Below are 24,352 nucleotides of genomic sequence, written 5' to 3' on the forward strand. Positions count from 1 at the left end.
CGTGGGTGGTGGGTCGGTGGGGCGCGGGTCGGGTGGAACTCAGTGGTCGGCGGACCGGCTGAACCGGGTGTCGAGGACGCCGGCCGCGGCATCTCGCCGGTCCTGGGGCAGCAGCCCGGCCTGGACCATCACCTCGACGGTGGAGTCGAAGGCTCGCGGTGACACGCGCAGGCCCTCGGGCCACATGCCGAGCCGGCGGGTGTAGTCCAGGCCGCGGGCGGCGAGCTCCGGCTCGTCGGGGGTGGTGATCCGCTGGTAGATCGGCGAGGTCACGGCGTCGTTCGCCGGGTCGTTGACGAAGGCGTGGCCTTCGGCCAGGGACGTGATCAGCCGGGTCACGGCGTCCTGGTTCTCCTGCAGCCACGGGGCGTTGCCGATGACCGCGGCGAAGATGATCTCCGGCAGCACGTCGGGGATCTCGCCGAGCAGGCCGTAACCCTCCCGCTCGGCGAGGAAGTTCCAGGGCGCCGGCTGGGGTGCGGCGTCGATCTCGCCGTCCTGCAGCGCCTTCCACCGTGCGGTGTGCACGCCGGCGAGGACGAACTCGTAGTCGTCCGGGTACCCCAGTCCGGCCTGCCGGAGCAGCTGCTGGGCGTAGATCGCCGTCCCCTCGGTCAGCGACGAGGTGCCGATCCGCCGGCCACGCAGGGCCGCCAGATCGGGGATCCCGGGCCTGGCGACGAGCGACATGGGCAGCCGCTCGGAGTTGGACCCGATGATCCGCAGGCCGCCGCCGGCCAGGTGGTCGGCGACCGCGCCCTCCGGCGGGGTGATGGCGAGGTCGGCCGTGCCCTCGCGCACTGCCGTGGTCGCCTTGTCGACCGAGCCGAGGCGCTGGTAGTCGATCTCGAGCCCGTTGCGGGCGAAGATGCCCTGCTCCTCTGCCACGAACACGGGGAGCCAGTTGAAGCCCTGCGCCCCCCCGGCGAGACGAACGGTCGTGGGTCCGGTCATGTCTGTGCTCCTCTCCTCGCAGGAGCAACTGCGCGCTCCTGGTCCTGCAGCCGCGCGTCGAGCAGCGGGTAGACCCGACGGGCGTTGCGCTCGAAGACCTGCTGGCGGGCGTCGTCGTCGAGCCCTGCGGCGTCGATGTAGCGCTTGGTGTCGTCGAACGGGTGTCCCGTCCTGGGGTCGTCCGTCTTGACGGCGCCCAGCAGCTCCGAGCCGAACAGGACGTTCTCCGGCCCGACGACGTCCAGGAGCAGGTCGATGCCGGCCTGGTGGTAGACGCAGGTGTCGAAGAAGACGTTGTCGCGGAGCTGGTCGACACGCGAAGGCGTGCCGAGCATGATCGCCAGTCCGCGGTACCGGCCCCAGTGGTAGGGGGCCGCGCCACCGCCGTGCGGGATGATCAGGCGGAGCCCGGGGTGCCGGTCGAACAGGTCGCCGTCCAGCAGCTGCATGAACGCGATCGTGTCGCCGGCGAGGTAGTGCGCTCCGGTCGTGTGCACCCCCGGCCGGGTGGACCCGGACACGTGGATCATCGCCGGGACCCGGGCCCGCTCGAGGGCGCTCCACAGGGGATCCCACCAGCGGTCGGTCAGCGGGGGCGCCGTCCAGGCCCCCCCGGACGGGTCGGGGTTGACGTTGCAGCCGACGAAGCCGGCGTCCACGCAACGCTCCAGCTCGGCCACTGCGGGCCCGAGGTCGCCGTCCACGGTCTGCGGCAGCTGGCAGACCCCGGCGAAGTTCCGCGGGAACATGTCCACGATCCGGCCGATCGTGTCGTTGGACAGGCGGGCCCACGCGTCGGCGACGTCCTGTCCCGGCACGTGGTGACCCATGGCGGAAGCGCGTGGTGAGAGCAGTGTGACGTCGGTGCCGCGCTCCTGCTGCAGCCGCAGCTGGTTGGTCTCGACGGCCGTGTGGAGGTCGGCGTCCGGGATGCCCGCGACGGGCGCAGGGGCGTCGCCGCGACCTTCGGCGAAGGCGACCTGGGCCGCGCGGTGGGCGCGGAACCCGGCGGGCTCGCTCGTGAAGTGACCGTGGCAGTCGATGATCACCGGCGACCTCCTCGTCGAACGGGCGTACTCCGGCGTGCCCGAGCTCGGGAGGGCAACGTCGCCGCGACCACCCCGCACCGGGCTGGCACGGCCAGACTGGCAGCGCGCCAACACCGAGAAAAGCGGATAAAACCGCACCATGTGATCGACTCCACCGAATTGCCGTTAATCGGATTAATCGACGTCACACCTCGACCTTCTCCGCTTTGCACGTGGATGTGAGCCCGGCAGACTCGGTCGGCACAGGTGCCGAACGGTGCGTACCGGCCGTGCGCAGCCGGGACGCCCGGGGGGGCGCCGCCAGGGAGACGAGGAGGTCCCCGTGACCGATGACGGTCCGTCCACACCCATCGGCCGAGCTCCGGACCAGCCGGACGACGCACGCATCCCCACCATCCCGGAACTGGTCGCCCGCGAACTCGCGGAGATCGTCGGGGAGGAGTGGGTCCGCGTCGAGCGCGCGAGCGTGGACGAGTTCAAGGACCCGTTCTGGATCCCCGGTGACGAGACCTACGCGGCCTCAGCCGTCGTGCAACCCGGAACCGTCGAGGAGGTGCAGGAGGTCCTGCGCCTGGCGAACCGCCACGGGGTACCCGTCTCGCCGCACAGCCAGGGCCGGAACCTCGGTCACGGCGGCGCGTCCCCGCGCAAGCGAGGTGCCATCCAGCTCGGTTTCCAGCGGATGAACCGGGTCCTGGAGATCGACGAGGAGCTCGCTCTCGCGGTGGTCGAGCCGGGCGTCACCTGGCAGGACCTCTACGACGAGGTCTCCCAGCGGGGGCTGGACCTGCTGACCCCGGTGCCGGACCTCGGGTGGGGGTCGGTCGTCGGCAACACGATGGACTCCGGGCACACCTACCAGGACTACGGGGCGGACTACCGGCTGGCGGCCGGGTTCGAGGTGGTGCTGCCCGACGGTGAGCTGCTCCGCACCGGGCAGGGCGCCATCCCGGGCGGCAAGGCGGGCCACACGTACCGCCGCAGCCTCGGGCCCTCGCTCGACGAGCTGTTCATCCAGTCCAACCTCGGCATCGTGGTGCGGATGGGCGTGTGGCTCAAGCGCCGTCCCGAGGCCTACGCGCCGCTGGTCCTCGTCGTCGGGGAGGACGAGGACCTCGAGGCGGCGGTCGACACGATCCGGGAGCTGCGGCTCGCCGGTCACCTCGAGGGCGTGCCGGCGCTCTACTCCACGCTCCGCGCCGCGCACATGGTGCTGGACGCCCCCGTCCCCCCTCGGGCGTTGCCCTACTCCGTCGAGGAGCTGCGCCAGCTCGGGACCGAGAAGGACGTCGGCGCCTGGGCACTGCGCGCGGCGGTCTGGGGTGACCGGGAGATCGTGGAGATCAAGCTGCGGCGGGTCCTCGAGGCCTGGGAGCGGATCCCCAGCGGTCGGGTCCACCCCGTGCGGGTGTACGCGCGCACCGAGTACGAGGAGTTCACCCGCTCCGCGGAGAAGATCACCATCGGCATCCCGACCCTGAAGGCGATCGAGTCGACCCCCGACCACGTGGCGCACCTGGACGTCTCGCCGGTCGTGCCGATGCGGGGCAGCGCCATCCGCGAGGTGGTCGAGGAGCTGCGCGGGCACTATGCCGGCGCGGGTCTCAGCTTCGGGGTCGGGATCATGGTGGTGGGGGAGCGGTCGGCCGTGGCCATCGCCGGGATCCGCTACGACCGCACCGACGAGGTGAGCGCGAGGACGGCGGTCGAGACCGGCCGGCGGATGGTCGCGGCTCTGGGTGAGCTCGGCTACGGGGACTGCCGCCCGCACCTGGAGTTCATGGACCTCGCCCAGTCCGCGTACTCCTTCAACGGGCACGCCTACCGCCGCTTCGTCGAGCGGCTGAAGGACGCGGTGGACCCGAACGGGGTCCTTGCGCCCGGACGGCACGGGATCTGGCCGGCGCGGGACCGCGCGGACGGAGCGGTCGACCCCGCGGCCGCCGGGAACGACTAGCGGCGGACCCGGCGGTGGCCTCCTCGCCTGGACGGGCAGGCCGCCGGGAACGACTAGCGGCGGACCCGGCGGTGGCCTCCGCGCCTGGACGGGCAGGCCGACGCCGACGCCGACGTCCTCGTCGTCGGCACCGGCCCGTGGACGCGACCACCGCCGCGGCTCCGGCGACGCGCGGTGTCCGGGTCGTCGCGCACCGGTCCGGCTCGGTCGTGTGCGGGGCTCTGCGCCACCGCGCCCAACGGGCGAGCGGAGCATCGTCGTGAGCTCCCCGCCCGCGGTGCCGTCGACCCCCGGGGGGGCCTGCGGGACGCCGCGGCCCCGGCCGCCGAGCCGTCACCGTGGGCAGGGCATCGGCGGGGCGTCGAGGCACGTCCACCGGCCCGGTGGTCGGTTGGAGGAGACAACAGGGACGGGACGCCGCCCGAACTCCTTCCGGATATCGTGCACTCGCTGACGGCGCCCAGATCGGTGGTCGGTTGGGCTGAACGTGAGGATGAGATGGCACGGTTGACACGCGAGCAGAGCCAGGCCCTCACGCGTGAACGCATCTTGAAGGCTGCTGGCGACGTGGTGGCGCGAGATGGTTACGACGGGGCCTCGGTGGACCGCATCGCTGAGGCGGCCGGGTACTCCAAGGGAGCCTTCTACTCGAACTTCTCGTCGAAGGAGGACGCGCTCAACCAGTTGCTCGAGAGCCACGCCGGTCGGGACGTCACGGACCTCAGCTCGATGCTCGACGGGCTCGACGACGTCGAGGCGATCCTCGACGCGGTGGCGCGGTGGAGCGATGCCCGGGCCGCAGAGCTCAAGTGGGGTCTGATCGCCATCGAGTTCCTGCGGCGGGCTCGCCGTGATGGTTCGCTGACCGATCGCGAGCGTCAGCCGTTCATCGCCCAGTGGCGCGACATGGGGGACCTGCTCCTGGAGAAGCTCTTCCCCGGGGCCGCGCCGCCCATCGATCCGGTCGACCTCGGCGGCATCGTCCTGGACCTCACGTACGGGGGCATCTCGGTCTTCCTCGAGGCGAACACCGCCGGGCAGATGGTCCGCCAGATACTGAGCGCCTTCGTGGCAGCTCACACCGAGGAGCCGGCGGTCTGATCCCGGCTCTGGTCGGTGGGGCCTCGGTGGGCTCGCCGACGGGGACGAGCGCGGTCGAGTCGCACGCGCTCCCGCCGCACCTCGCTCGACTGATCACCTCGGCTGGGCCGGGGTGCGCCGGTCCGGTCACGCTGGACCAGGCGAGACAGCTCGCGGGATCTCTCGTCGCTGGATGAGGCCCTTGACACACCCGGACGGACAGATACCCTTAGGTATCTGAGACCTACCGAGTATCTGAAGCCGGTCTCACGCCCTGGTGACACAGGGACCCTGACCGGCCGGGACGGTCGGACATGTCTGCGATGGAGGAGATGTGTCGGCGCTGTTGCTGTGCTCTGTGCATCCGCGCCGTCATGGCGGAGGGCGCGATGCGTCGCTCGCCACCTCCGGCAGGGTTCGGGTCACCGAACAGCCGTGCTGCGCTCCTCGCGCACCGGCGTCGACCCCAGATGACCGTTCCTGGGGCTCCACCCATGTGGCAGACCTTCGCGGGCCCGTCTGTCGGCCAGCTGCGCCGACGGCGGCCCTTCGCTGCGATCACAACGGAGAACTGACATGACCACAGGTCTTTCTGCAGTGCGTGAGCACGACGACCAGGGCGCCGATGCCGGCGCCCGGACACTCATGCGCGCTGCGCGGCTGCACAACGTGGGCGACTCGATGGTGGTCGAGCAGGTGGAGAAGCCACGCGCGAGCGGGACGGACGTGATCGTCGAGGTGCGCGCCTGCGGGATGGTCCCCAACCTCGCCAACGTGCTCGCGAACTGGGAGACCTGGTACCCGCACGAGCCTCTCCCGCCGCGGCCGGCGATCTTCGGGCTCGATCCCGTCGGCGTGGTGCACGAGGTCGGCGAGCAGGTCGTCGCCTTCTCGCCGGGGGATCGGGTGTACGTCAACCCCAGTCGCTCGTGCGGCGGTTGCCACGCCTGCTCGGCCGGCACGCCCCAGAAGTGCGACTACTGGACCTTCGCGGGCTACTTCGGCTTCAACGAGAACAGTCTGGAGATGTACGCCCGGTACCCGCATGGTGGCTTCTGCGAGTTCATGAAGGCGCCGCAGAGCTCGCTGGTCCCGCTCCCGGACGACCTCGACTTCCGGCACGCCACCCGGCTGGGCTACCTCGGCACCGCCTACTCCGCGGTGCGACAGTTGGGGCCCCTGGCCGGGAAGACGCTCATCGTCAACGGCGGCACCGGGACGCTCGGCGTCGGCGTGACGCTCATCGCCCTGGCGATGGGCGTCTCCCGGGTGTTCGCCGTCGCACGCGGGGTCCCGCTGCTGGCGCGGTTGCGTGAGCTGGCCCCCGACCGGATCGAGATCCACTCGAACCTCGAGGGGAGCGCCGCGGCGTGGGTGAAGGCCCGGACTCGTGGACTCGGGGCGAACTTCATGATCGACACCCTGGGTGCCGTCGCGTCGCTGGACTCGATGAAGGACGCGATGGGCGGGGTGCGCCGGGGCGGGCGTGTCGTCAACATCGGGGGAACCGCGGGTGAGCTCGGACTCGACGTGAAGTGGTGGATGGACAACTCCATCGAGCTCGTCGGGTCAGCCTGGTTCACGACGGCCGAGGGGATGGAGCTGGTCGACATGATCGAGTTCGGAGCCCTCGACATCTCGGCGCTCCAGCCGAAGGCGTGGCCCTTCGAGAAGATCAACGATGCGATCAACGGCGTCACCAGCGGCGACGGGGGTTTCACCAGCTATCTCGTCGAACTCTGAGGGCGAACTGCTCGACGTGGGGGAGCGCGAGCGCGTCAGTTCACGCGCCCCCTGGCCGACTCCCTGACCGGCAGGGGCCGTCATGAGTGACCTCTCCGGTACGGGATGGTCGCCGCCGTTGCCGGAAGGCGCGCAGCAGCGGTCATCGGCCTCCGTGGGCCGTCCCCTCCCAGGATGAGTCCCCTCGGCGACGGATCCTGCGCGAGAGGTGAGGTCCGATGGCGGAGGTCACCTCGACGGGTGGCCCGAGCGCAGTGGGACCACCGACCACCCGGAGGTTGGTCGGTGGTCCCGCCGGCGAGAGGCCCCATCGATCCTGCTGGACGAACACGGCCACGGCTGGAACGCCGCGGGTCCAGCACCCGGAGCCGATGCGATCCACCGGCTCCGGGTGCTCCCGGGTGTCGATGAGGTCGGCATCGAGCCCATCGGTGCGTGAGCACGAGCGCGGGTACCGGTCTCGCGGCGGGTGCCCGGTCTCCCGGATGCCCAGCACGTCGGCGGGGTCGGCACGCTGTTGACCTCGTCGACGACGTCGGTCCCGGCGGCCCCGAGGCGCCGGCGGCGCCGCACCTCCGCGACGCCCCAGGTCCCCGCCGCACCGGCCTGACGCGCGGCGACCGTCAAGGGACGGGGCCGTCATCGGTGTCCTCGTGACGGCCCTGCTGCTGTCCCGGCCAGGCCGGTGGTGTGCATGACGTGGGGCGCGTGCTGGAGAACTAGCCGCGGGAAGCGCCGATCAGCACGAAGGCCATCGTCGCGGGCCTGCTGCCCTGGTTCCGCCACGCGTGGCGGGTGCCGTTCTGCACGACGACATCGCCGGTCCGCAGGTGGACGGTCTCGTCGTCGAGCTCCAGCCAGACCTCGCCGTCGAGCACGATGTCGTAGTCGATGCTGTCGGTGGTGTGCACGCCGGGGGCATCCGCTTCGAACCGGGACGCGAAGTCAGGTGCGAAGTCGTACGTCTCCTGACCGGCGGCCGCCCCGTCGAAGTGCGGACTCGCGTAGACGCTGTCCGGCGGGAACTGGACGATCAGCAGGGTCGTCTCGCCGGGCCCGGGGAGCAACGGGCCACGAGGCGGGGCGGTCTCCTCCTCGACGGCGGGGAGAGCGGGCGACGAAGCCGTGCGGTAGACGACCGAGCTGACCATCCCGGGCACCGCCTGGTGGTGCAGCGCGTTCGGCACGGGCCCGTCGCTGGACACCACCGACCGGCCCGACCTCGTCGCCGTGATGACACGCCTCGGCCGGCGGGGGCTCGAGAACAGTCCCTCACTCATAGACCAGTCCCTTCTCTGCGAGTCCGCGCCGGAGCGCGGGGTTGAGGTCGAGGCTCGAGTGCCCCGCCGCGTACTGGGTGCGCTTGGCCTCTTCCGCCGTGGCCCGCGTGCGCGCCGCGGTCAACACGTCGGCGGCGTCCTCCCTGCGGACGACGCAGACGCCGTCGTCGTCGGCGACGACCACGTCTCCCGGGTGGACCAGGCGGTTGCCGCAGACCAACGGGACCTGCACGTCGGCGAGCGTCTCCTTGACCGTGCCCTGTGCGTGCACCGTCTTGCTCCAGACGGGGAATCCCATCGCGCGCAACGTCTGGACGTCGCGCACGCCCGCGTCGATGACGATGCCCTGCACGCCACGTGCCATGGCAGAGGTCGCCAGCAGGTCCCCGAAGTAGCCGTCATCGCAGGGAGAGGTCGGTGAGACGACGAGGATGTCGCCCGGCTGTGCTTGCTCGAGGGCGACGTGCAGCATCCAGTTGTCCCCCGGGGGGACCTCGCAGGTCAGGGCAGTGCCGGACACCGCTGTACCGGTTTGACGCGGCACGAGGCGCGAGTGGAGCAGACCGGTACGTCCCTGCGCCTCGTGGGTGGTGGCCACGCCCAGGGCCGCGAAGGCATCGGCGACGTCCCGGGGGGTCCGGGACGTGCGGGTCACGACGCGAGCCACGGCTGTCTCCCGACCGGGAGGGGAGTGGGGGACCGTTCCGGGTCGTCGCTCCTGGTGCTCGTCATGACTCTTCCTCGTCGTCGAGGTGGGGGCCGCCGGCGGTCGCCGATCGGCTGGTGACCGCGCGCCCGCCGCCGGCTGCTGGCGCTGAGCTCGAGTATCGAGCGGGGCACACTCCTGGACAACCGGCCTTTGTCGTTGCCCAACCTCGGAAAAGGCGAATTAGCCCTGCGCCGACACCTGGACGCTCGGCTGGCGTCCCCCGTGTCAGGTCTCGGGCACCGCTGGGATCTCCGGCCAGGCCACCGCGCGGGCGAAGGCGACGACGGCCTCCGTGCGCGATGTGAGGGGGAGCTCGGTGGACCACGCGAGGTCCACCGCCAGCGGCGGCACGGCCGGCACGATGTCCTTCATGACGACCGGGAAGCCCGTTGCGCCCGAGTAGTCGAAGAGCCGCTGGATCAACATCCCGTAGCCCAGGCCGCGCCCCACCAGGGTGCGTACGACGTCCGGGTTCTGGGTGCGGTGCCGGACTCGGGGGGTGATCCCACGGGCGTCGAAGATCGAGCGCATGTGGGTGCTCGACGGTGGGGAGTCGATCATGATGAAGTCCTCGTCCGCCAGCTGCTCGAGACGGACGAAGGGCTCGCGGGCGAGCGGGTGGGACCCGGCCAGCAGGATGTGCGGCGGGAGTTCGAAGAGCTTGGTGCGGTGCACCCGTGCCGGCAGCTGCACGTCGTAGACGAAGGCGACGTCGATGCGACCGGAGTCGAGCAGCTCGACGAGCAGGTCCTGGGTCGCCTCGGTGACGGTGATGTCCAGCTGGGGGTGGGCGGTGCTGAAGGCGCTGAGCAGGGGAGGCAGGACCGTCGGTGCGAGAGTGGGGTAGCAGCCGATCGCCAGTGGCCCGACGAGTTCCCCCGCCGTCGTCCCCAGGGCGAACTGCAGCTCCTGAGCATCCCGGAGCAGTCTCCGGGCGTCGGCGACCGCCCGATCGCCGGCGCTGGTCAGCGTGAGCCCCTGGGACTTGCGGCGAACGCACAGCCGGGTTCCGAGGAGGCGCTCGAGCTCGGTGATGGCGTCGGACATGGTGGAGGGTGAGACGTGCATCCGCTCGGCTGCCTGGGCGATCGTCCCCGCCTCCGCAGCGGCGACCAGGTACGCCAACTGCCTGAGCGTGAAGGAGGGCGGGATCCAGCTCGACGTCATGGCACCCACTATCAGCGGCCCGTCAACGACCGACCGGACACCGCCTCGAGTGCCGTCGGTGGCCGACGGGGCTCCCGGCGGCGATGTCCACGACACCTGGTCACCTGCCCTCTCCCGGTCGATCCCGCTGAACGCCTGAGTCCATCGCCACACCTGGGTCGACCGACGGCACGCCACGGGCCAGCTCGGTGGGCGCCGTCACGCCTCGCGACGTGACGGCACCCGGACCGGTCAGACGGTGAACTGGGCCAGTGCCGTGTGCAGCTCGTCGCTCATCCGGTGCAGTTCGCTGGCTGCGGCCTGGGCGTCGGCGACGCGCATGCTGGTCTCCTGGGTGCCGCTGGCGAGACCGGTGATCGCCGATGCGATGTCACGGCTGCTGTCCGCCGCCTCGGCGACGTTCCGGTTCATCTCGTTGGTGGTGGCAGTCTGTTCCTCGACGGCGGCAGCGATGGTGGCCTGGAAGTCGTTGATCTCAGCGATCACCGCGCTGATGCGACCGATGGCGTCCACTGCGCCCGTGGTGTCGGCCTGGATCGCCTGGACGCGGGTCGAGATGTCCTCCGTGGCCCGCGCCGTCTCCTGCGCCAGTTCCTTGACCTCGCTGGCGACGACCGCGAAGCCCTTGCCCGACTCGCCGGCGCGTGCGGCCTCGATGGTGGCGTTGAGGGCCAGGAGGTTGGTCTGCTCGGCGATCCCGTTGATGAGCTTCACCACCTCGGCGATCTCTTGCGACGACGTGCCGAGCTTGCCGACGGTCCGCGTCGTCGCCTCGGCCTCCCGGACGGCTTGGTCAGCCACCCGGGCCGCTTCGGCGGCGTTGTGGGCGATCTCGCGGATCGCGGTCTCCATCTGCGCCGAGCCCGTGGCGACCGTGTCGACGCTCGATGCCACATCGCGGGCCGACCTCTCGACCCGCTCGGACTGGTCGGCCGCGTCACTCGAGAACTGCGCGAGACCACCCGCCACACCCGTCAGCTGGGTGGACGCCGCGGACAGACGAGTCGACGAGGTACCGACGACTGCCAACAACCCACCGAGGGTGTCGAGGGTGCGATCGAGCGATGAGGCGACGTGCTGCAGTTCGGCGCCGCCCGTGTGGCCTGCCCGTTCTCGGAGGTCGCCGCCGGCCACCTTGTCCAGCACCTCGCGGATCCGCTGCACGGGCGCGGTGATGCTGCGGGCGACCAGCAGGGCCAGCGCGATGGAGATCACCAGGCCGAGCAGGATGATCGCGATCGTCACGGTACGAGCCGTCCGGTAGGCGTCGTGCGCCGCCTCGGACGTGGCCTCGGCCGACCGCGCCCCAGCCGTCGTCGCGGTGGAGATCGCCTCGTTCGCGTCGGCCCCTGCTGCCGCGATGACGGGGCTGAGGCGTGCCCACGTCTCGGAGTCTCCGGCCGCCGCGGCAGCGTTGATCTGCTCCAGGACGGTCATGAACTGCTGCGCTGCGGCCGTGTAGCTGTCGAACGCCGCCCTCGCATCGGGTGCGAGCGGGGCGGACTGCAGTGCCGCCATCTGCGTCCGGAGCGAGTCCATGGTCGAGGTGATGTCCTCGGCGTTCTGCTCGGTGGCGGCTGCGGGGCGGCCCGGGATCGATGCCAGTGCCTGGAAGGTGCGGTACTGCCACCAGGTGGTCTCCAGCGTCTTCAACTGCGCGAGGGGCACTGTCCCTTCGGTGTAGACGTCGGAGGCGCGGTCGCTGAGCGAGGACATCCGGTGCACGCCGACGATGCCGACGGCGACCGTCGTCAGGGCCACGAGCAGGATGGCTGCCAGCAGGCGGCCGCGCAGGCCGACCCGGGTGATGCGCTGTCGGAAGCCTGCTGCGGGCGATTCGCCTCGGACGTCGACGGACGGATTGGCCATGGTCGCCTTCACTCCTCAGGTGTGCCGCCTCCACAGCGGACAGTGCGACCTTCGGCACTTCACATACCCGAGTGAACTCGGATCATGGTCCGAATCCGAACTGGATCGCGAGGGTGGCAGGGCAGGGACCCGCCGGCCGCGCAGGCTGGGTGGCGGCGCCAACGTGACCTGCGCAAACGGGAGATCGGCGGGTGACCACGTACGGCTGCTCGCAGCTGGGGGTCGAGGGGGCGCAGGTTCACACCCTGTCAGCCCGACAGAGAAGTGGCACGTGAGAGGCGGGTCGTCCGGATCGGGCGGCCCGCCTCCTGCGTTCGCCACGGGGACGCGGTGGTGGCCGAGGCTCGCTCGACCGCACGGCCGTCGCAGGCCAGGCGGTCGTGCTCGCGCCCACACCGACCCGGACGCCGCCCACGAGGTGACCGTCGTGGGCACGGACACCGGCACGGCCGGTCGGCGCTTCCCGGCCGTGCGCCGGCCGTGCGCCGGCCGAGCCGCCGGGGTCCGGGTCCCGCGCTGCCGGACCGCCGACGGTTCGGCCGGTCAGGCGCCGGCCGCGTGCGCGGACCGCGGCGCCGGAGCGTCGTCGACGGGCAGGACGGTGCGTTCCCCGAGGGGCGGTGGCTCCGGCTCAGCAGGTCCTGGCTCGGCGCGTTCCGGCTCGGCGCGTTCGGGCTCAGCAGGGTGCAGCCGCAGGTGTTCCAGGACCCGGTAGGACACGGCCACGAACGGGACGGCCAGCAGCGCCCCCGCCACCCCCAGCAGGAGGCCGCCGGCGGTGACCGCGATCAGGATCGCGGCGGGGTGGAGGTTCAGGGCGTGGCCCATGATCAGGGGCTGCAGCACGTTGCCCTCGATCTGCTGCACCACCAGGACCACCGCCAGGATGATGATCGCGTCGGTGGTGCCGTTCGTCACCAGGGTGACCAGCACCGCCACCGCACCGCTGACGGTGGCCCCCACGATCGGGACGAACGCGCCCACGAAGGTGAGCAGGGTCAGCGAGATCCACAGCGGGACGCCGAGGACCAGCAACCCGATGCCGATGCCGACGGCGTCGATGAGGGCGACGAGCACGGTGCCCCGCACGTAGCTGGCCAGCGTGGTCCACGCTGCCCGGCCGGCGCCGTCGACCTGGTCCCGCCGCCGGGCCGGGACGCGGTCGAGCAGCCAGGCCCACATGGTGGCGCCGTCCTTGAGCAGGAAGAAGACGAGGAAGGCGATGAGGATGATGGCGCCCAGGACGTAGACCACCATCCGGGCACCGGCCGCGGGGTCGGGGGCGAACTGGTAGAGCCGGTTGACCACCTGGTTGCGGAGGTCGGACACCTGCTGGGCGTCCAGGCCCAGGGGCCCCTCGATCAGCCACACGCGGATCCGGTCGATCCCGGCGGCCAGCGGCCGGGTCAGGCCCTGGATCGTGCTGGTGGCCCGGAAGCCGACGAGGAAGCCGATGCCGAGGAGGACGGCGAGCAGGGCCAGGACGGCGCCCAGCGCGGCGAGCCCCGCCGGCAGCCCGGCGCGCCGCAGGCCGCGCGAGACGGGCGCCGTGAGCGCGGCCACGAGCAGGGCCAGTGCCACGGCGAAGGAGACCAGCGGCAGTCGGAGCAGGATCCAGAACAGCAGCCAGCCGAGCGCGGCGAGCGCCAGGATGCCCCCAGCGATGGCCATCGCCCGCACGGTCCAGGCGGGCACGGTGGGCAGGGCCGGCCGGGACGGCGCCGGCGCGCCACGCTGCGGGGCCGACGAGTTCACGCCGTCCTGCCGATCGGTCGTCGCCGGCCCGGGCGGCGGTGGACGTCCAGCTCCGGCGTCCTCGGGGATGCTCGTCCTGCGGTCGTGCACGGGTCCCACCTCCAGTTCGCCGGCCCGCGGGTCCGGACCGTGCGGCGTCGAGCCGACCGTCCTGCCTCGGCCGCCGGGTCGCCTGCGGCCCGGCTGGACCCTCGCGGTCTCGTGGGTCATGCCCCCGCGCTGCCCGGCCATCCTCGTGCCGGACCAGAACGTCAGCCAATCGTCATCCGGGCTCGCCTCCGTCGGCGCTCGGCTGCTCCGGCGCGGCGACCTCCGCGGGGTCCCGGCCCGGCCACCGGCGCGGTCGGGTCGGGAGTGGGTGGGTTACGACTTGATGTCGGAGCGCGGTGCTCCGGGTGGTGGCCGTCGCTGCGGGCACCGACCAGGGGCCGGGCCGGTGGCCCGGACCCAGAACCGTCCCCACGCGGAGGAACACATGCGCAGTACTCGGGAGGGCGCCGTCCGGGCACGGAGACGCTGGACGCCGGTGGCGGCCGCGGTGCTGGCACTGGCGGGCGCAACCGCGTGCAGCGGGCCGTCCGTCGACGACTCCCCGGCCGCGGCCACGGCGGACCTGCAGGACGTCCGGGACGAGGTCGCCGATCTGCGCGACCGGGTCGCCACCCTGGAGGACCGGGTCGCCGGGCTGCAGTCCCCACCGGTCGAGGACGGGACCGAGGAGCCGGCGGACGGGACCGGGGACGCCGACGACGCGGCCGCCGTGGGCGGTTTCTTCGCCGATCCCCGGTCCGCCGTCGGTGAGCGGGTCACCGTGCGCGGCCAGGTCACCGAGGTCCTCGCCACCACGGACGTCGCGAGTGCGTTCCGCATCGCCGGCGATGTCGGTGACGCCGTCGCGGTCGTCTCCGCGACCCCGTCGCCGGACCTGACGGCGGGCGACGAGGTCGAGGTGACGGGCGGCGTGGTCGAGGTGGACGCCGGGACGTTCGAGACCGACTTCGGCATCGCGGTCGACCAGGTCTTCGCGGACCCGCAGGCGTGGCTGACCGACGCGGAGGGGGAGGTGGCCCTCGCGGCCATCGGGATCGAGCTGCTGCCGGCGCCGGCCGGCGGCTGACCTGCACCAGCAGCTCCGTGCTCGCCGGCCGCGGGGTCAGCGGGTGCCGCGGACACGCCGGGCGACGACCGAGCAGGCGGCAGGTGGGCCGCTCGACCGTCCCCGGCGCGGACCGACCCGTCCGGTCAGGACGTCGGAGCGGTGCTGCGCGCGTCGGTCGGCTGCCCGCCCGGCACCGCTGCCGCAGCCGAGCCGCCGGCCGCTGCCCGGCGCGCCGCCAGGTGGCCCCGGGTCATCAGCGCGAGGGCGGTGAGCACGACGACGGCGGCGCCGGACAGGGCCACGCCGTCGCCCAGGAGCAGGAGGGCGCCTCCCGCGGCGGCGCCGGACGCCATGAGCACGACGGCGCCGCCCCGGCGGAACGAGTGCGCACCGGTGCCGCCGCCGAGGCGGGACTCGCTCACCCAGCTGGTCAGCGTCATGGTCAGCACGACGGTGGACACGTCGGGCACCCCGAAGCGCTTGGCCACCACCGCCTGCATGCCCATGCCGGCGCTCAACGCGGCGGTGATGCCGACCAGCAGACCGTGCGGGGCCTCCGGGACGACGAGGAAGACCACCGCGGAGGCGGCGGTGAGGACGGCGAGGGCCCCGATGAGCACCAGCGAGCGCAGCGGTACCTGCAGGCCGGTCGGCTGGCGCTGCAGGAAGCGCGCGGCGACCAGCGCCCCGGCGGCGAAACCGGCCAGCGCGATCGCCGCCAGCCGGACGGGGATGTCCTGGTCGGTCGTCAGGCCCATGCCCAGCAGGACGATGTTGCCGGTCATGTTGGCGGTGAACACCCGGTCCAGGCCCAGGTAGCTGATCGCGTCGAACATGCCGGTGCCGAAGGTGAGCAGGAAGGCCGCGGCCTGCAGGGGGTGGCGGGGAGCCCGGCGTTCCCGGCGGTTCACCGTGCCGGCACCGGGACGACGGTCGCCCGCCCGTCGGATCTCGGGTCGCTGGCGGCGGTGAACCCGCCGGCGTCGACCGCGATCACCTGGGCGTGGCCGAGCATCTCGCTGTGCGGTGCGTACTCCTGCAGCGTGTAGCCGCGATCGACGAGGGCGGCCCGCACGACGGCCGGCACGTCGGACTCGACCAGCACCAGGTCCTCGGGCTCGCCGGCGCCGAGACCGCCGACCACCCAGCGCGGGGTGCTCACGGCCTGCTCGGGGGAGTCGCCGGAGAACAGGGCGCGCAGCACCTGCGCGTGGATCTGCGGCTGGGCCTTGCCGCCCATCGTGCCGACGACCCACGCGAGCTCCTCGCCCCGGGTCACCATCACCGGCATCAGCGTGTGCCCGGGTCGCTTGCCCGGCGCGAGGCAGTTGGCGCTGGCCGGGTCGAGGGAGAAGTAGGCCCCCCGGTTGTGCAGGACGACCCCCGTGGTCGGCTCCAGCAGCCCGGAGCCGAAGGGGTGGAACACGCTGAGGATCAGGCACGCCGCGTGGCCGTCGCTGTCGGTGGCCACCACGGCCACGGTGTCCCCGCGGGGCTGGACGAAGGCGGTCGGGCCGTCGGTGGCACCGGCGGTGACGGCTTCCTCCGCCGCCCGGGCGAGCGCTCCGTCGGCGAGGAGGTCGTCCACGTCCACGTCCGCGTGCCGGGGGTCGGCCAGCAACCGCGCCCGGTCCCGGTTCGCCCGCGACCACAGCGCGGCCAGCGGGCCCGCACCGGCGCCGTCCACGTCGACGTCCCCGGGCAGGTGCGACAGCGCGCCGAGCACCTGGAGGAGCTGGTAGCCCTGGGTGTTGAGCGGGCTGGTCCAGACGGTGTGGCCGTCGTGGTCACGGTGCAGCGGCGGCACCGTCTCGGGGGCGAAGGAGCGGAGGTCCTCCGCGGTGAGCCGGCTGCCCAGCCGGGACAGCCCGGTGAGGAGCTCCACCGCGACCGGGCCGTCGTAGAAGGCGGCCGCGCCGCCCGCCGCCACCTGGGCGAGGGTCCGGGCGAGGGCCGGCTGCCGCAGGAGCGCACCGGCGGTGAGCGGTGCGCCGTCGGGGGCGAAGACCCCGCGCAGCCCGGGGTCGGCCAGCACCTCGTCCCGGTAGGTGACCAGGGCCCGGCCGAGGCTGGACGACACCTCGGCCCCGGTGTCCGCCAGGTCGACGGCGGCGGCCCAGACCTCGGCCCACGGCAGCCGGCCACCGAGGGCGTGCGCGGCGGCCAGCCCACCGACCACACCCGGCACGGTGACGGTGTCGATGCCGACGGTGGGCATGGTGCCGCCGTTGCGGGAGGCCACGTCGGCCACGGAGGTCGCGGCCGCCGCCGGCCCGCTGGCGTTGATGCAGGAGATGCGCCCGTCCGGCGTCCGGACGAGGCCGATGAGGTCACCCCCGAGGCTCGTCTGGTGGGGGTACAGCACGGTGAGGGCGGCGGCGGCGGCGATCGCGGCGTCGACCGCGGTGCCGCCCCGGGCGGCCACGTCGCTGCCGGCAGCGGTGGCCTGCGCGTGGGGGACGCGACGGCGCAGCGGCGGGCCGGGGCAGGGTCGGCAGAGGTCATGGTGCGGCTCCTGGGCGGGAGAGGGGGCGTCAGAGCACGCGGCGCAGGAAGGCGCGGGTGCGGTCGTGACTCGGGGCGTTGAGGACCTGGGCGGGGTCGCCGGACTCCACGACGACACCGCCGTCCATGAAGAAGACCGTGTCGGCGACGTCCCGCGCGAAGGCGATCTCGTGGGTGACCACGAGCATCGTGAGGCCCTCCCGGGCGAGGTCGGTCATGACCGAGAGCACCTCGTCCACCAGCTCCGGGTCGAGCGCCGAGGTGGGCTCGTCGAACAACAGCACCCGCGGCCGGACGGCGAGTGCCCGGGCGATGGCGACGCGCTGCTGCTGCCCACCGGACAGCTGGGCGGGGTAGTGCTCGGCGTACGGGCTCAGCCCCACCCGGTCCAGCAGCGCCAGGCCCTCCTCGCGGGCGCGGTCGCGGGGGACGCCGTGCACGTGCACCGGTGCCTCCATCACGTTGGCGAGCGCCGTCTGGTGGGCCAGCAGGTTGAACCGCTGGAAGACCATGGCGGTGGCACGGCGCTGGCGGGCGATCTGCCGCGGGGACAGGGCGTGCCGGCGGCCGCCCTGCACGCGGTAGCCGACCAGTTCACCGTCGATGTGGATGGCGCCGTCGGTGGCGGTCTCCAGCTGGTTCACGCACCGCAGCAGGGTCGACTTCCCCGAGCCGGACGGCCCGAGGATGCAGGCCACCTGCCCGGGGGCCACGGTGAGATCGATGCCCTTGAGGACCCGGTGCTCACCGAAGGTCTTGCACAGCCCGGCGATCTCCACCATGGGTCGCGTCGAGCCGGGCGCCGTCTGCTGGTCGGTCGCCGTGGCGACGGGGGTCTCAGGCATCGGTCTTCTCCTCCATCGCCTTCATCCGCTCACGGGCCGCCCTGGGCAGGCCCGTGGACAGCCGCTTCTCGAGCTGGCTCTGGACGACGGTGAGCACGACCACCACCAGGCCGTACCAGAACGTCGCCACCAGCAGCAGCGGGATCTGCTGGAAGTTGCGCGAGTAGATCGCCTGCACCGAGTACATGAGGTCGGCGAGGCCGATGAGGATCACCACGGAGGAGTACTTCAGGACCGAGATGACCTGGTTCATCGTCGGGGGGACGGAGATGCGGGCCGCCTGCGGGAAGACCACCCGGCGGAAGACCGCCAGCGGGGTCATGCCCATCGCCGTCGCGGCCTCCACCTGACCCCGGTCCACGCTCATCACGCCGGACCGCATGATCTCCGCCATGTAGCCGGCCACGAACAGGCTCAGCGCGATGATCGCCGCACCCAGCTGGTTGATCACCGCGTTGGTCTCGAAGGACACGAACTCCGGACCGAAGGGGATGCCGAAGCTGATCCGGGGCAGCACGGAGGCGAGGAAGAACCAGAAGAGCAGCTGGACCAGCAACGGGATGGTGCGCGAGATGTAGATGGCGGTGAAGGAGACCGCTCGCAGCGTCGGGCTGGACGACAGCCGCATGGCCGTGAGCACCAGCCCGAGCACGGTCCCGCCCACCATGCCCGCGACCGTCAGGATCACGGTGATCCGCAACCCGTCGAGGACCAGCGGGTGGAACAGGTACTCCCAGAAGACGGGGAGGTTGAGCCGGTCGTTGGTGACGACGAAGTTGGCCAGCATCGCCAGCAGCACCACGACGACGGCGAGGTAGACGAACTCCGGCCAGCGGACCCGCGGGGCGATCGGCTCGAGACCGGACGGCCGGGAGCCGGTGTCCGCCGGCGCCCCCGTCCGGCTGGCCACGGCGCTCACTCCTCGGTCGCCGCGTTGATGGGAGCGCCCTCCAGGAGGCTCTCCGAGACGCCGAACTCCTCGCCGAGCTCGGTGAACGTCCCGTCCTCCTGGAGCTCCAGCAGCGCGGCGACGAAGGCGTCGCGCAGCTCGGTGTCGTCCTTGCGGAACAGGGCGCCGCCGGGGATCTCGTTGAAGAAGTCGCCTGCCTGCTCGAACTGGCCCCCCGACTGGCTCACCGCGTAGCCGACGGCGGGGCTCACGTTGAGCGCGGCGGGCGCCCGACCCGCGCTCATCGCGGTCTGCAGGTCGTCGGGGCCCTGGACCACGAGCTTGTCCACGGGCTCCTGCCCGGCTGCCACGCACTCCTCGCTCAGCGCGTCGGCGGTCCGCTCACCCTGGCTGGCAGCACCCACGACCGTGGTCACCCCGCAGAGGTCCGACGGTTCCTCGATGCCCTCGGGGTTGCCCTGCGGGACGAGGATGCCGGCACCCACCTGCATGTAGTCGACGAAGTCGGCCGACTCCTGGCGTTCGGCGGTGTCGACGACGAAGGACATCACCGTGTCGTAGCGCTCGGCCTGCAGCCCGGCGATCAGGCCGCTGAAGTCGCCGGGCCGGAACTCGGCCTCCAGCCCCATCACCCCGGCGACGGCGCGGGCGAGCTCGATCTCGAAGCCGGTGAGCGAGCCGTCGTCCGCCGACAGGACCATCGGCGCCGTCCCGGGGTCCACGCCGATGGTGAGGACGCCGGCGTCCGCGATGTCGTCGGGCACCAGCGCGGCGATCTCGTCGTCCTGCTCGACCGAGGGGACCGCCGCGGCCTCGGTCTCCTCGTCGGACGACCCGCCGCAGGCCGTCAGGGTCACGGTCGCGCCCAGCGCGATGGTCAGGGACAGAGCTCGGAGCGGACGCACAGTCGGCCTCCAGTGGTCGGGAGAATTGGTCGGACCAAGTCACCCGGTCGAGGGATGGTGCCGGTGAGTCTGGGCTCACACTGAACGCGCTGTAAAGACTTCTGACGGCAGTTTCATGATTGAGACGCGGGCGTAACCTCGCGGGGTCGGCTGTCACCCGGTGTCATGTCGCCGGTGACGGGCGGACGATCATTGGTCCGACCAAGGAGTCCTCGTGCACGCTGGCGCCGCACCGTCCGGGCAGCCCTCGCGGGCGGATGCCGTGTCGGCTCGCCTCGAGCGGCTCATCCTGGACGGGACGCTCGGTCCGGGAGACCGGCTGCCCCCCGAACGGGAGCTCGCCGGGTCGCTCGGCGTCTCCCGCGGCTCGGTCCGGGACGCGCTGCGCGACCTGGAGGTCCGCGGGCTCGTCGACCGCACCCGGGGCAGGGGGACGACCGTGCTGCGTCCGGGCGGGACGCTCACCGGGCTGGCGCTGGCCGGCGGGCTGGACGCCGACCGGATCGAACTGGCGCAGGTGATGGACGTGCGCGCCTGCATCGAGCCGTCGGTCGCGGGCCGGGCCGCACGGCACGCCACCGCCCAGGCGGTCGCCCAGCTGGATGCGCTGCTCCTGGAGATGGAGTCGGAGAGCCGGCCGGCCGACTTCGCCCGGCTGGACCGGACCTTCCACCGGGCGATCGCCCAGTACAGCAACAACCCGCTGCTGGTCCGCCTGCACGACCGCGTGCAGGAGCTCGCCGAACCCAGTCGCCGTGAGCACCTGCTCACCGCCGACCGGATCCGCTCCTCCCGCCGGGAGCACCAGCGGATCGTCGACGCCATCCGGGCGGGCGACGAGGCAGGTGCGGTCGCGGCGGCCGCCGCGCACGTCGCCAGCGTGCAGCGCCGGGTCGCGGGCGGCTGACGCGCGGGGTCGGTGACCCGGGGCAGCCGCGGCCGGCCGGCCGCGGCCGGCCGGCGGGTCAGCTGCCGGTGGGCGGCGGCGCGACGAACACCGAGCGGAAGAACGCGGCCAGCCGGTCGGTCGCGGTGAGCGGCAGCACGTCGGCGACGTACTGGTCCGGCCGGACGACGACGACGGCGCCGCGCCGGTCGATGCCCCGTTCCTCGAACACGTCCTGCCCCGGCTCCACCGCGTAGACCTTCTCGTGGTCGACGAGGCCGAAGGGGCCCTTGCGGGGGAGGAAGACCCGGGGCACCCGGCGGAGGTCGACGTCCTCGAAGGGCTGCTGGTACACGACCTTGACGTCGAACCAGGCGTCCTCGTCCGGACCGTCCGGGGTGTGGGTCAGGACCGGCGACCCGGGGGAGTGGGCGAGCCACTCCCCGAGGTCGGCCAGCGCCGACGGCCGGCCGGCGGGAGGGGCGTCGGCGAAGACGTAGATGCGCCACCGGCCGTCGGCGCGCGCCGTGTGACCCAGGTGTGCAGGCGTCGCGTCGCAGACCCGGACGACCGGTGCCGAGCGGAAGCGCTTGCCGATCGGGTACCCGGTGGCGCAGGCCTGGTGGTCGGGCTCGGCGACGATCTGCGAGGGCTGGTACTGGGTCATGAAGCCGGCCGGGAACTCGAAGGTCTTGACGTAGAAGTCCTCGAGCTCGGACGGGTCGGCCAGGTCCTCCGGCCTGGTGGCCATCAGCGTCGACCACTGCTTGTCGAAGTCGATGAGGTCCTTGGCGACCACCCGGCGTTCCGCGGCGTAGGTGGTCAGCAGCGACTCGGGGCTGCGGCCGTCGAGCACGTGGCCGAGCTTCCAGGCGATGTTGAAGCCGTCCTGCATGGACACGTTCATGCCCTGGCCGGCCTTCGCGCTGTGCGTGTGGCAGGCGTCGCCGGTGATGAACACCCGGGGCGGCCGCGCGGTGGCCTCGTCGGCGTCGTCGAACCGGTCGGCGAGGCGGTGTCCCACCTCGTAGACGCTGTGCCAGGCGACGTGCTTCACGTCCACCGTGTACGGGTGCAGGATCTGGTTCGCCCGGGCGATGATCTGCTCGATCGTCGTCCGGCGGACGGCACCGTGGTCGTCCTGGGAGACCTCGCCGAGGTCGACGTAGAAGCGGTCGAGGTAGCCGCCCTCGCGCGGGATGAGCAGGATGCTGCCGCCGTCCCGGGACTGGATGGCGCACTTGGTGCGGATGTCGGGGAAGTCGGTGACGGTGAGGACGTCCATGACGCCCCAGGCGTGCAGTGCCTGGTCGCCGGCGAGCGTGCCCCCGATGGCCTGGCGCACCCCGCTGCGCGCGCCGTCGCAGCCCACCACGTACTTCGCGCGGACGGTGCGCGTCTGCCCCTCCCGCGGGCCGCTGGTGTGCCGGAGCGTGACGGTGACCGGGTGGTCGTCGGCGTCGTCGCGTTCCAGCCCGACGAACTCCAGCCCGAAGTCGGGCTCCGACCTCGCCGGTGAGTTGGCCATGAACTCCGCGAAGTGGTCCTGGACCCGCGCCTGGTTGACGATCAGGTGCGGGAACTCGCTCACGCCGGCGGGGTCGTCCGGGGTGCGCTTGGCGCGCACGATGGTGGCCGGATCGGCGGGGTCCGGCTTCCAGAACGACATGGTGGTGATCCGGTAGGCCTCGTCGATGATCCGCCGCGCGAAGCCGAACGCCTGGAAGGTCTCCACGCTGCGCGCCTGGATGCCGTCGGCCTGGCCGACGGCGAGCCGGCCGCTGCGGCGTTCCACGACGCGCGTGACCACCCCCGGGAACTGGGACAGCTGCGCGGCGGTGATCATGCCCGCGGGGCCGGTCCCGACGACGAGGACGTCGACCTCGCCGGGGAGCTCCTCGGGGCGGTCGATGCCGACGCCGGCGGCCGGTTCGACCGCTGGGTCACCGGAGACGTATCCGTGGTGGTGGAACTGCACTGGTCCTCCTCGCGCCATCGCGAGCACGGCGGGTGACGCCGTCAGGCGTTGTTCGATAACCGGGTAGACGGCTCGATATTGTGACGCGATGGTAGGGGCGCTGTGTCCGGCGGCACAAGCACCGGTCCCGGGAGGACGACGTCGCGTCGTCCGCGGCGGGGAGGCCGGCCGGCGGGCACCTCGTAGGGTGTGCCGGGCGGCATCCACGAGGGGGCGACGATGACGGCAGGGCAGGCGGGCACCCCGCCGCAGTCGCAGACGCTGGACCGTGGGCTGCGCATCCTCGAGCACCTGGCGGCGGCCGGCCGGCCGTTGCAGGCCGCCGAGATCGGCACCGCGGTGGGGCTCCACCGGTCGATCACGTACCGGCTGCTGCGGACCCTGGAGGGTCACCAACTGGTCGACCGTCTGCCCGCCGGCCAGTACACGCTCGGACTGGGTCTGACCGCGCTCGCCCGCGGCGTGCGCTCGGGGCTGCAGGGTGCGGCCGGCCCCTGGCTGCACCAGTTGGTGGAGGAGCTGGGCATGACCGCCTTCCTGGTGGTCCGCTCCGGTGGCGATGCGGTCACGGTGCTGAGCGTCGAGCCGCAGGACACCGCGGCCCACGTCGTGTACCGACCGGGCAGCCGCCATCCGACCGACCGGGGGGCACCGGGGCTGGCCCTGCTGATGCCGGCCGCGCCGGCGCCCGACGACCGGCCCGAGCTGCAGGAGGCGCGGCGCGCCGGCTGGGCGGTCTCGCGCGGCGAGGTCGTGGCCGGGCTCCGGTCGGTCGCCGCCCCCGTCGTGGGCGCGGACGGCGGGGTGCCCGGTGCGATCGCCGTGGTCTACGTGGACGAGAACGCCGACGTGTCGGCCATCGGGCAGGCCGTCGTCGCCGCGGCGCGGAAGACCGCCGCCGCGCTCGGCTGAGCGCGGGCATCTCGTAGCCTGGGCGCGCCCGCGCACGGCGGGCTCACCACGTACGGAGGAGCCGCCGGGATGACGGATGCGCAGCCGGTGACCGCCCCCCTCTCCCTGCGCGAGCGCAATCGCCTGCGCACCCGGCGGGAGCTGCTCGACGCGGCCCTGCGGGTGTTCGCCGACAAGGGGTTCGGGGGTGCCACCGTCGAGGCGATCGCCACCGAGGCCGGGGCGTCGAAGGTGACCCTCTACGCCTACTTCCCGGCGGGCCGGGACGACCTCTTCCGCGAGCTCTACGACGAGGTCAACCGGGAGTACCTGGAGCTGGCGACGGCTGCGCGGGACGCCGCCGCCGGCTTCGTCGACCGGGTGGTGGCCCTCGCGGCACCGCTGCTGGAGATCGGCGGCCGGCCGCTCGTCGGCAGGTTCTACGCCAACAGCGACCCGACGGCCGAGCCGGTGCTCGTGCCGGTCCGGGGGCACGCGTCCCGGCTCTCGGTCACGTTGATCGCCGAGGACGTCGTCGCGGCCCGGACGTCCGGCCTCATGGCCCCGGGCGTCGACCCGGAGGTCCTGGCGGCACTGCTCGTCGGGGCGCTGCGCGCCGCCCTCGCCGAGGTCGCCGTCGACGGCACGAGGGCCGGTCACCTGCTGGCCGGCATCGCCGACCTGGCCCGGGGGCTGCTCGTCCCCGCGGAGCGTGGCAGCGATAGGTGAACGGTGTGTAAGGACTCTTGACCTGCCGTTCAGGCAGTGCG

Annotated in this window: 20 protein-coding genes; 7 read left to right on the forward strand and 13 right to left on the reverse strand. The window is 72.7% G+C overall.

Annotation, left to right across the window (positions count from 1 at the left end; genetic code table 11):
- Positions 1–39 precede the first annotated feature (39 nt).
- Both JD78_RS06120 and JD78_RS06125 read right to left on the reverse strand, forming a co-directional pair.
- Positions 40–954, reverse strand: coding sequence for an ABC transporter substrate-binding protein (locus JD78_RS06120; RefSeq protein ID WP_153360937.1), 915 nt, complete (start codon positions 952–954; stop codon positions 40–42).
- Positions 951–2,003, reverse strand: coding sequence for an amidohydrolase family protein (locus JD78_RS06125; RefSeq protein ID WP_208103999.1), 1,053 nt, complete (start codon positions 2,001–2,003; stop codon positions 951–953). Before JD78_RS06125 ends, JD78_RS06120 begins: the two co-directional genes overlap by 4 nt.
- Positions 2,004–2,325: 322 nt before the next feature.
- Between JD78_RS06125 and JD78_RS06130 the strand changes: the two genes are divergently transcribed.
- From JD78_RS06130 to JD78_RS06140, 3 genes are all read left to right on the forward strand, one after another.
- Positions 2,326–3,960: an FAD-binding oxidoreductase gene (locus JD78_RS06130; RefSeq protein WP_166521030.1), complete on the forward strand. Its 1,635-nt coding sequence runs from the start codon at positions 2,326–2,328 to the stop codon at positions 3,958–3,960.
- A gap of 498 nt (positions 3,961–4,458) precedes the next feature.
- Complete coding sequence (locus JD78_RS22520) at positions 4,459–5,061, forward strand: TetR/AcrR family transcriptional regulator (RefSeq protein ID WP_153360940.1); 603 nt, start codon at positions 4,459–4,461, stop codon at positions 5,059–5,061.
- A gap of 555 nt (positions 5,062–5,616) precedes the next feature.
- Complete coding sequence (locus tag JD78_RS06140; RefSeq protein ID WP_166521031.1) at positions 5,617–6,783, forward strand: alcohol dehydrogenase catalytic domain-containing protein; 1,167 nt, start codon at positions 5,617–5,619, stop codon at positions 6,781–6,783.
- A gap of 719 nt (positions 6,784–7,502) precedes the next feature.
- Here the strand turns inward: JD78_RS06140 and JD78_RS06145 are convergent.
- From JD78_RS06145 to JD78_RS06165, 5 genes are all read right to left on the reverse strand, one after another.
- Positions 7,503–7,970, reverse strand: a complete 468-nt coding sequence (locus tag JD78_RS06145) for a cupin domain-containing protein (RefSeq protein ID WP_208104000.1) — start codon at positions 7,968–7,970, stop codon at positions 7,503–7,505.
- Between the two features lie 85 nt (positions 7,971–8,055).
- The gene (locus tag JD78_RS06150; RefSeq protein ID WP_153360942.1) at positions 8,056–8,730 is read right to left on the reverse strand and encodes a 4-carboxy-4-hydroxy-2-oxoadipate aldolase/oxaloacetate decarboxylase; all 675 of its coding nucleotides are present in this window, start codon (positions 8,728–8,730) and stop codon (positions 8,056–8,058) included.
- 267 nt (positions 8,731–8,997) lie between these two features.
- Positions 8,998–9,939, reverse strand: coding sequence for a LysR family transcriptional regulator (locus JD78_RS06155; RefSeq protein ID WP_153360943.1), 942 nt, complete (start codon positions 9,937–9,939; stop codon positions 8,998–9,000).
- A 231-nt stretch (positions 9,940–10,170) separates the two neighbouring features.
- Complete coding sequence (locus tag JD78_RS06160; protein ID WP_153360944.1) at positions 10,171–11,808, reverse strand: methyl-accepting chemotaxis protein; 1,638 nt, start codon at positions 11,806–11,808, stop codon at positions 10,171–10,173.
- A 543-nt stretch (positions 11,809–12,351) separates the two neighbouring features.
- Positions 12,352–13,479 (reverse strand): AI-2E family transporter, encoded by a 1,128-nt coding sequence (locus JD78_RS06165; protein ID WP_153360945.1) that lies wholly within the window; start codon positions 13,477–13,479, stop codon positions 12,352–12,354.
- Between the two features lie 559 nt (positions 13,480–14,038).
- Between JD78_RS06165 and JD78_RS06170 the strand changes: the two genes are divergently transcribed.
- A complete protein-coding gene (locus JD78_RS06170; RefSeq protein ID WP_153360946.1) occupies positions 14,039–14,680 on the forward strand; it encodes a hypothetical protein in 642 nt (213 codons plus the stop codon).
- A 125-nt stretch (positions 14,681–14,805) separates the two neighbouring features.
- On the opposite strand, the gene JD78_RS06175 is transcribed toward JD78_RS06170, so the two are convergent.
- From JD78_RS06175 to JD78_RS06195, 5 genes are all read right to left on the reverse strand, one after another.
- Entirely contained in the window at positions 14,806–15,573 is a 768-nt protein-coding gene (locus JD78_RS06175) for a YoaK family protein (protein ID WP_153360947.1), read from the reverse strand.
- Positions 15,570–17,087 carry a gamma-glutamyltransferase family protein gene (locus tag JD78_RS06180; RefSeq protein ID WP_166521032.1) on the reverse strand — a complete coding sequence of 506 codons (1,518 nt, stop codon included), beginning with the start codon at positions 17,085–17,087 and terminating at the stop codon, positions 15,570–15,572. Before JD78_RS06180 ends, JD78_RS06175 begins: the two co-directional genes overlap by 4 nt.
- A gap of 109 nt (positions 17,088–17,196) precedes the next feature.
- Positions 17,197–18,012, reverse strand: a complete 816-nt coding sequence (locus JD78_RS06185; protein ID WP_438861317.1) for an amino acid ABC transporter ATP-binding protein — start codon at positions 18,010–18,012, stop codon at positions 17,197–17,199.
- Positions 18,005–18,922 (reverse strand): amino acid ABC transporter permease, encoded by a 918-nt coding sequence (locus tag JD78_RS06190; RefSeq protein WP_153360949.1) that lies wholly within the window; start codon positions 18,920–18,922, stop codon positions 18,005–18,007. Before JD78_RS06190 ends, JD78_RS06185 begins: the two co-directional genes overlap by 8 nt.
- 5 nt (positions 18,923–18,927) lie before the next feature.
- Positions 18,928–19,827: an ABC transporter substrate-binding protein gene (locus tag JD78_RS06195; protein ID WP_153360950.1), complete on the reverse strand. Its 900-nt coding sequence runs from the start codon at positions 19,825–19,827 to the stop codon at positions 18,928–18,930.
- A gap of 262 nt (positions 19,828–20,089) precedes the next feature.
- Here JD78_RS06195 and JD78_RS06200 point away from each other — a divergent pair, with 262 nt between their 5' ends.
- Positions 20,090–20,734 carry a FadR/GntR family transcriptional regulator gene (locus tag JD78_RS06200; protein WP_208104001.1) on the forward strand — a complete coding sequence of 215 codons (645 nt, stop codon included), beginning with the start codon at positions 20,090–20,092 and terminating at the stop codon, positions 20,732–20,734.
- A 58-nt stretch (positions 20,735–20,792) separates the two neighbouring features.
- Here the strand turns inward: JD78_RS06200 and JD78_RS06205 are convergent, their stop codons facing one another.
- Positions 20,793–22,691 carry an FAD-binding monooxygenase gene (locus JD78_RS06205; RefSeq protein ID WP_153360952.1) on the reverse strand — a complete coding sequence of 633 codons (1,899 nt, stop codon included), beginning with the start codon at positions 22,689–22,691 and terminating at the stop codon, positions 20,793–20,795.
- Between the two features lie 219 nt (positions 22,692–22,910).
- Between JD78_RS06205 and JD78_RS06210 the strand changes: the two genes are divergently transcribed.
- On the forward strand, positions 22,911–23,603 hold the full coding sequence (locus JD78_RS06210; protein ID WP_153360953.1) for an IclR family transcriptional regulator: 693 nt from the start codon (positions 22,911–22,913) through the stop codon (positions 23,601–23,603).
- 69 nt (positions 23,604–23,672) lie between these two features.
- Positions 23,673–24,311, forward strand: a complete 639-nt coding sequence (locus tag JD78_RS06215) for a TetR/AcrR family transcriptional regulator (RefSeq protein WP_153360954.1) — start codon at positions 23,673–23,675, stop codon at positions 24,309–24,311.
- Positions 24,312–24,352 lie beyond the last annotated feature (41 nt).

Source organism: Modestobacter roseus, assembly GCF_007994135.1.
GTDB lineage: Bacteria > Actinomycetota > Actinomycetes > Mycobacteriales > Geodermatophilaceae > Modestobacter > Modestobacter roseus.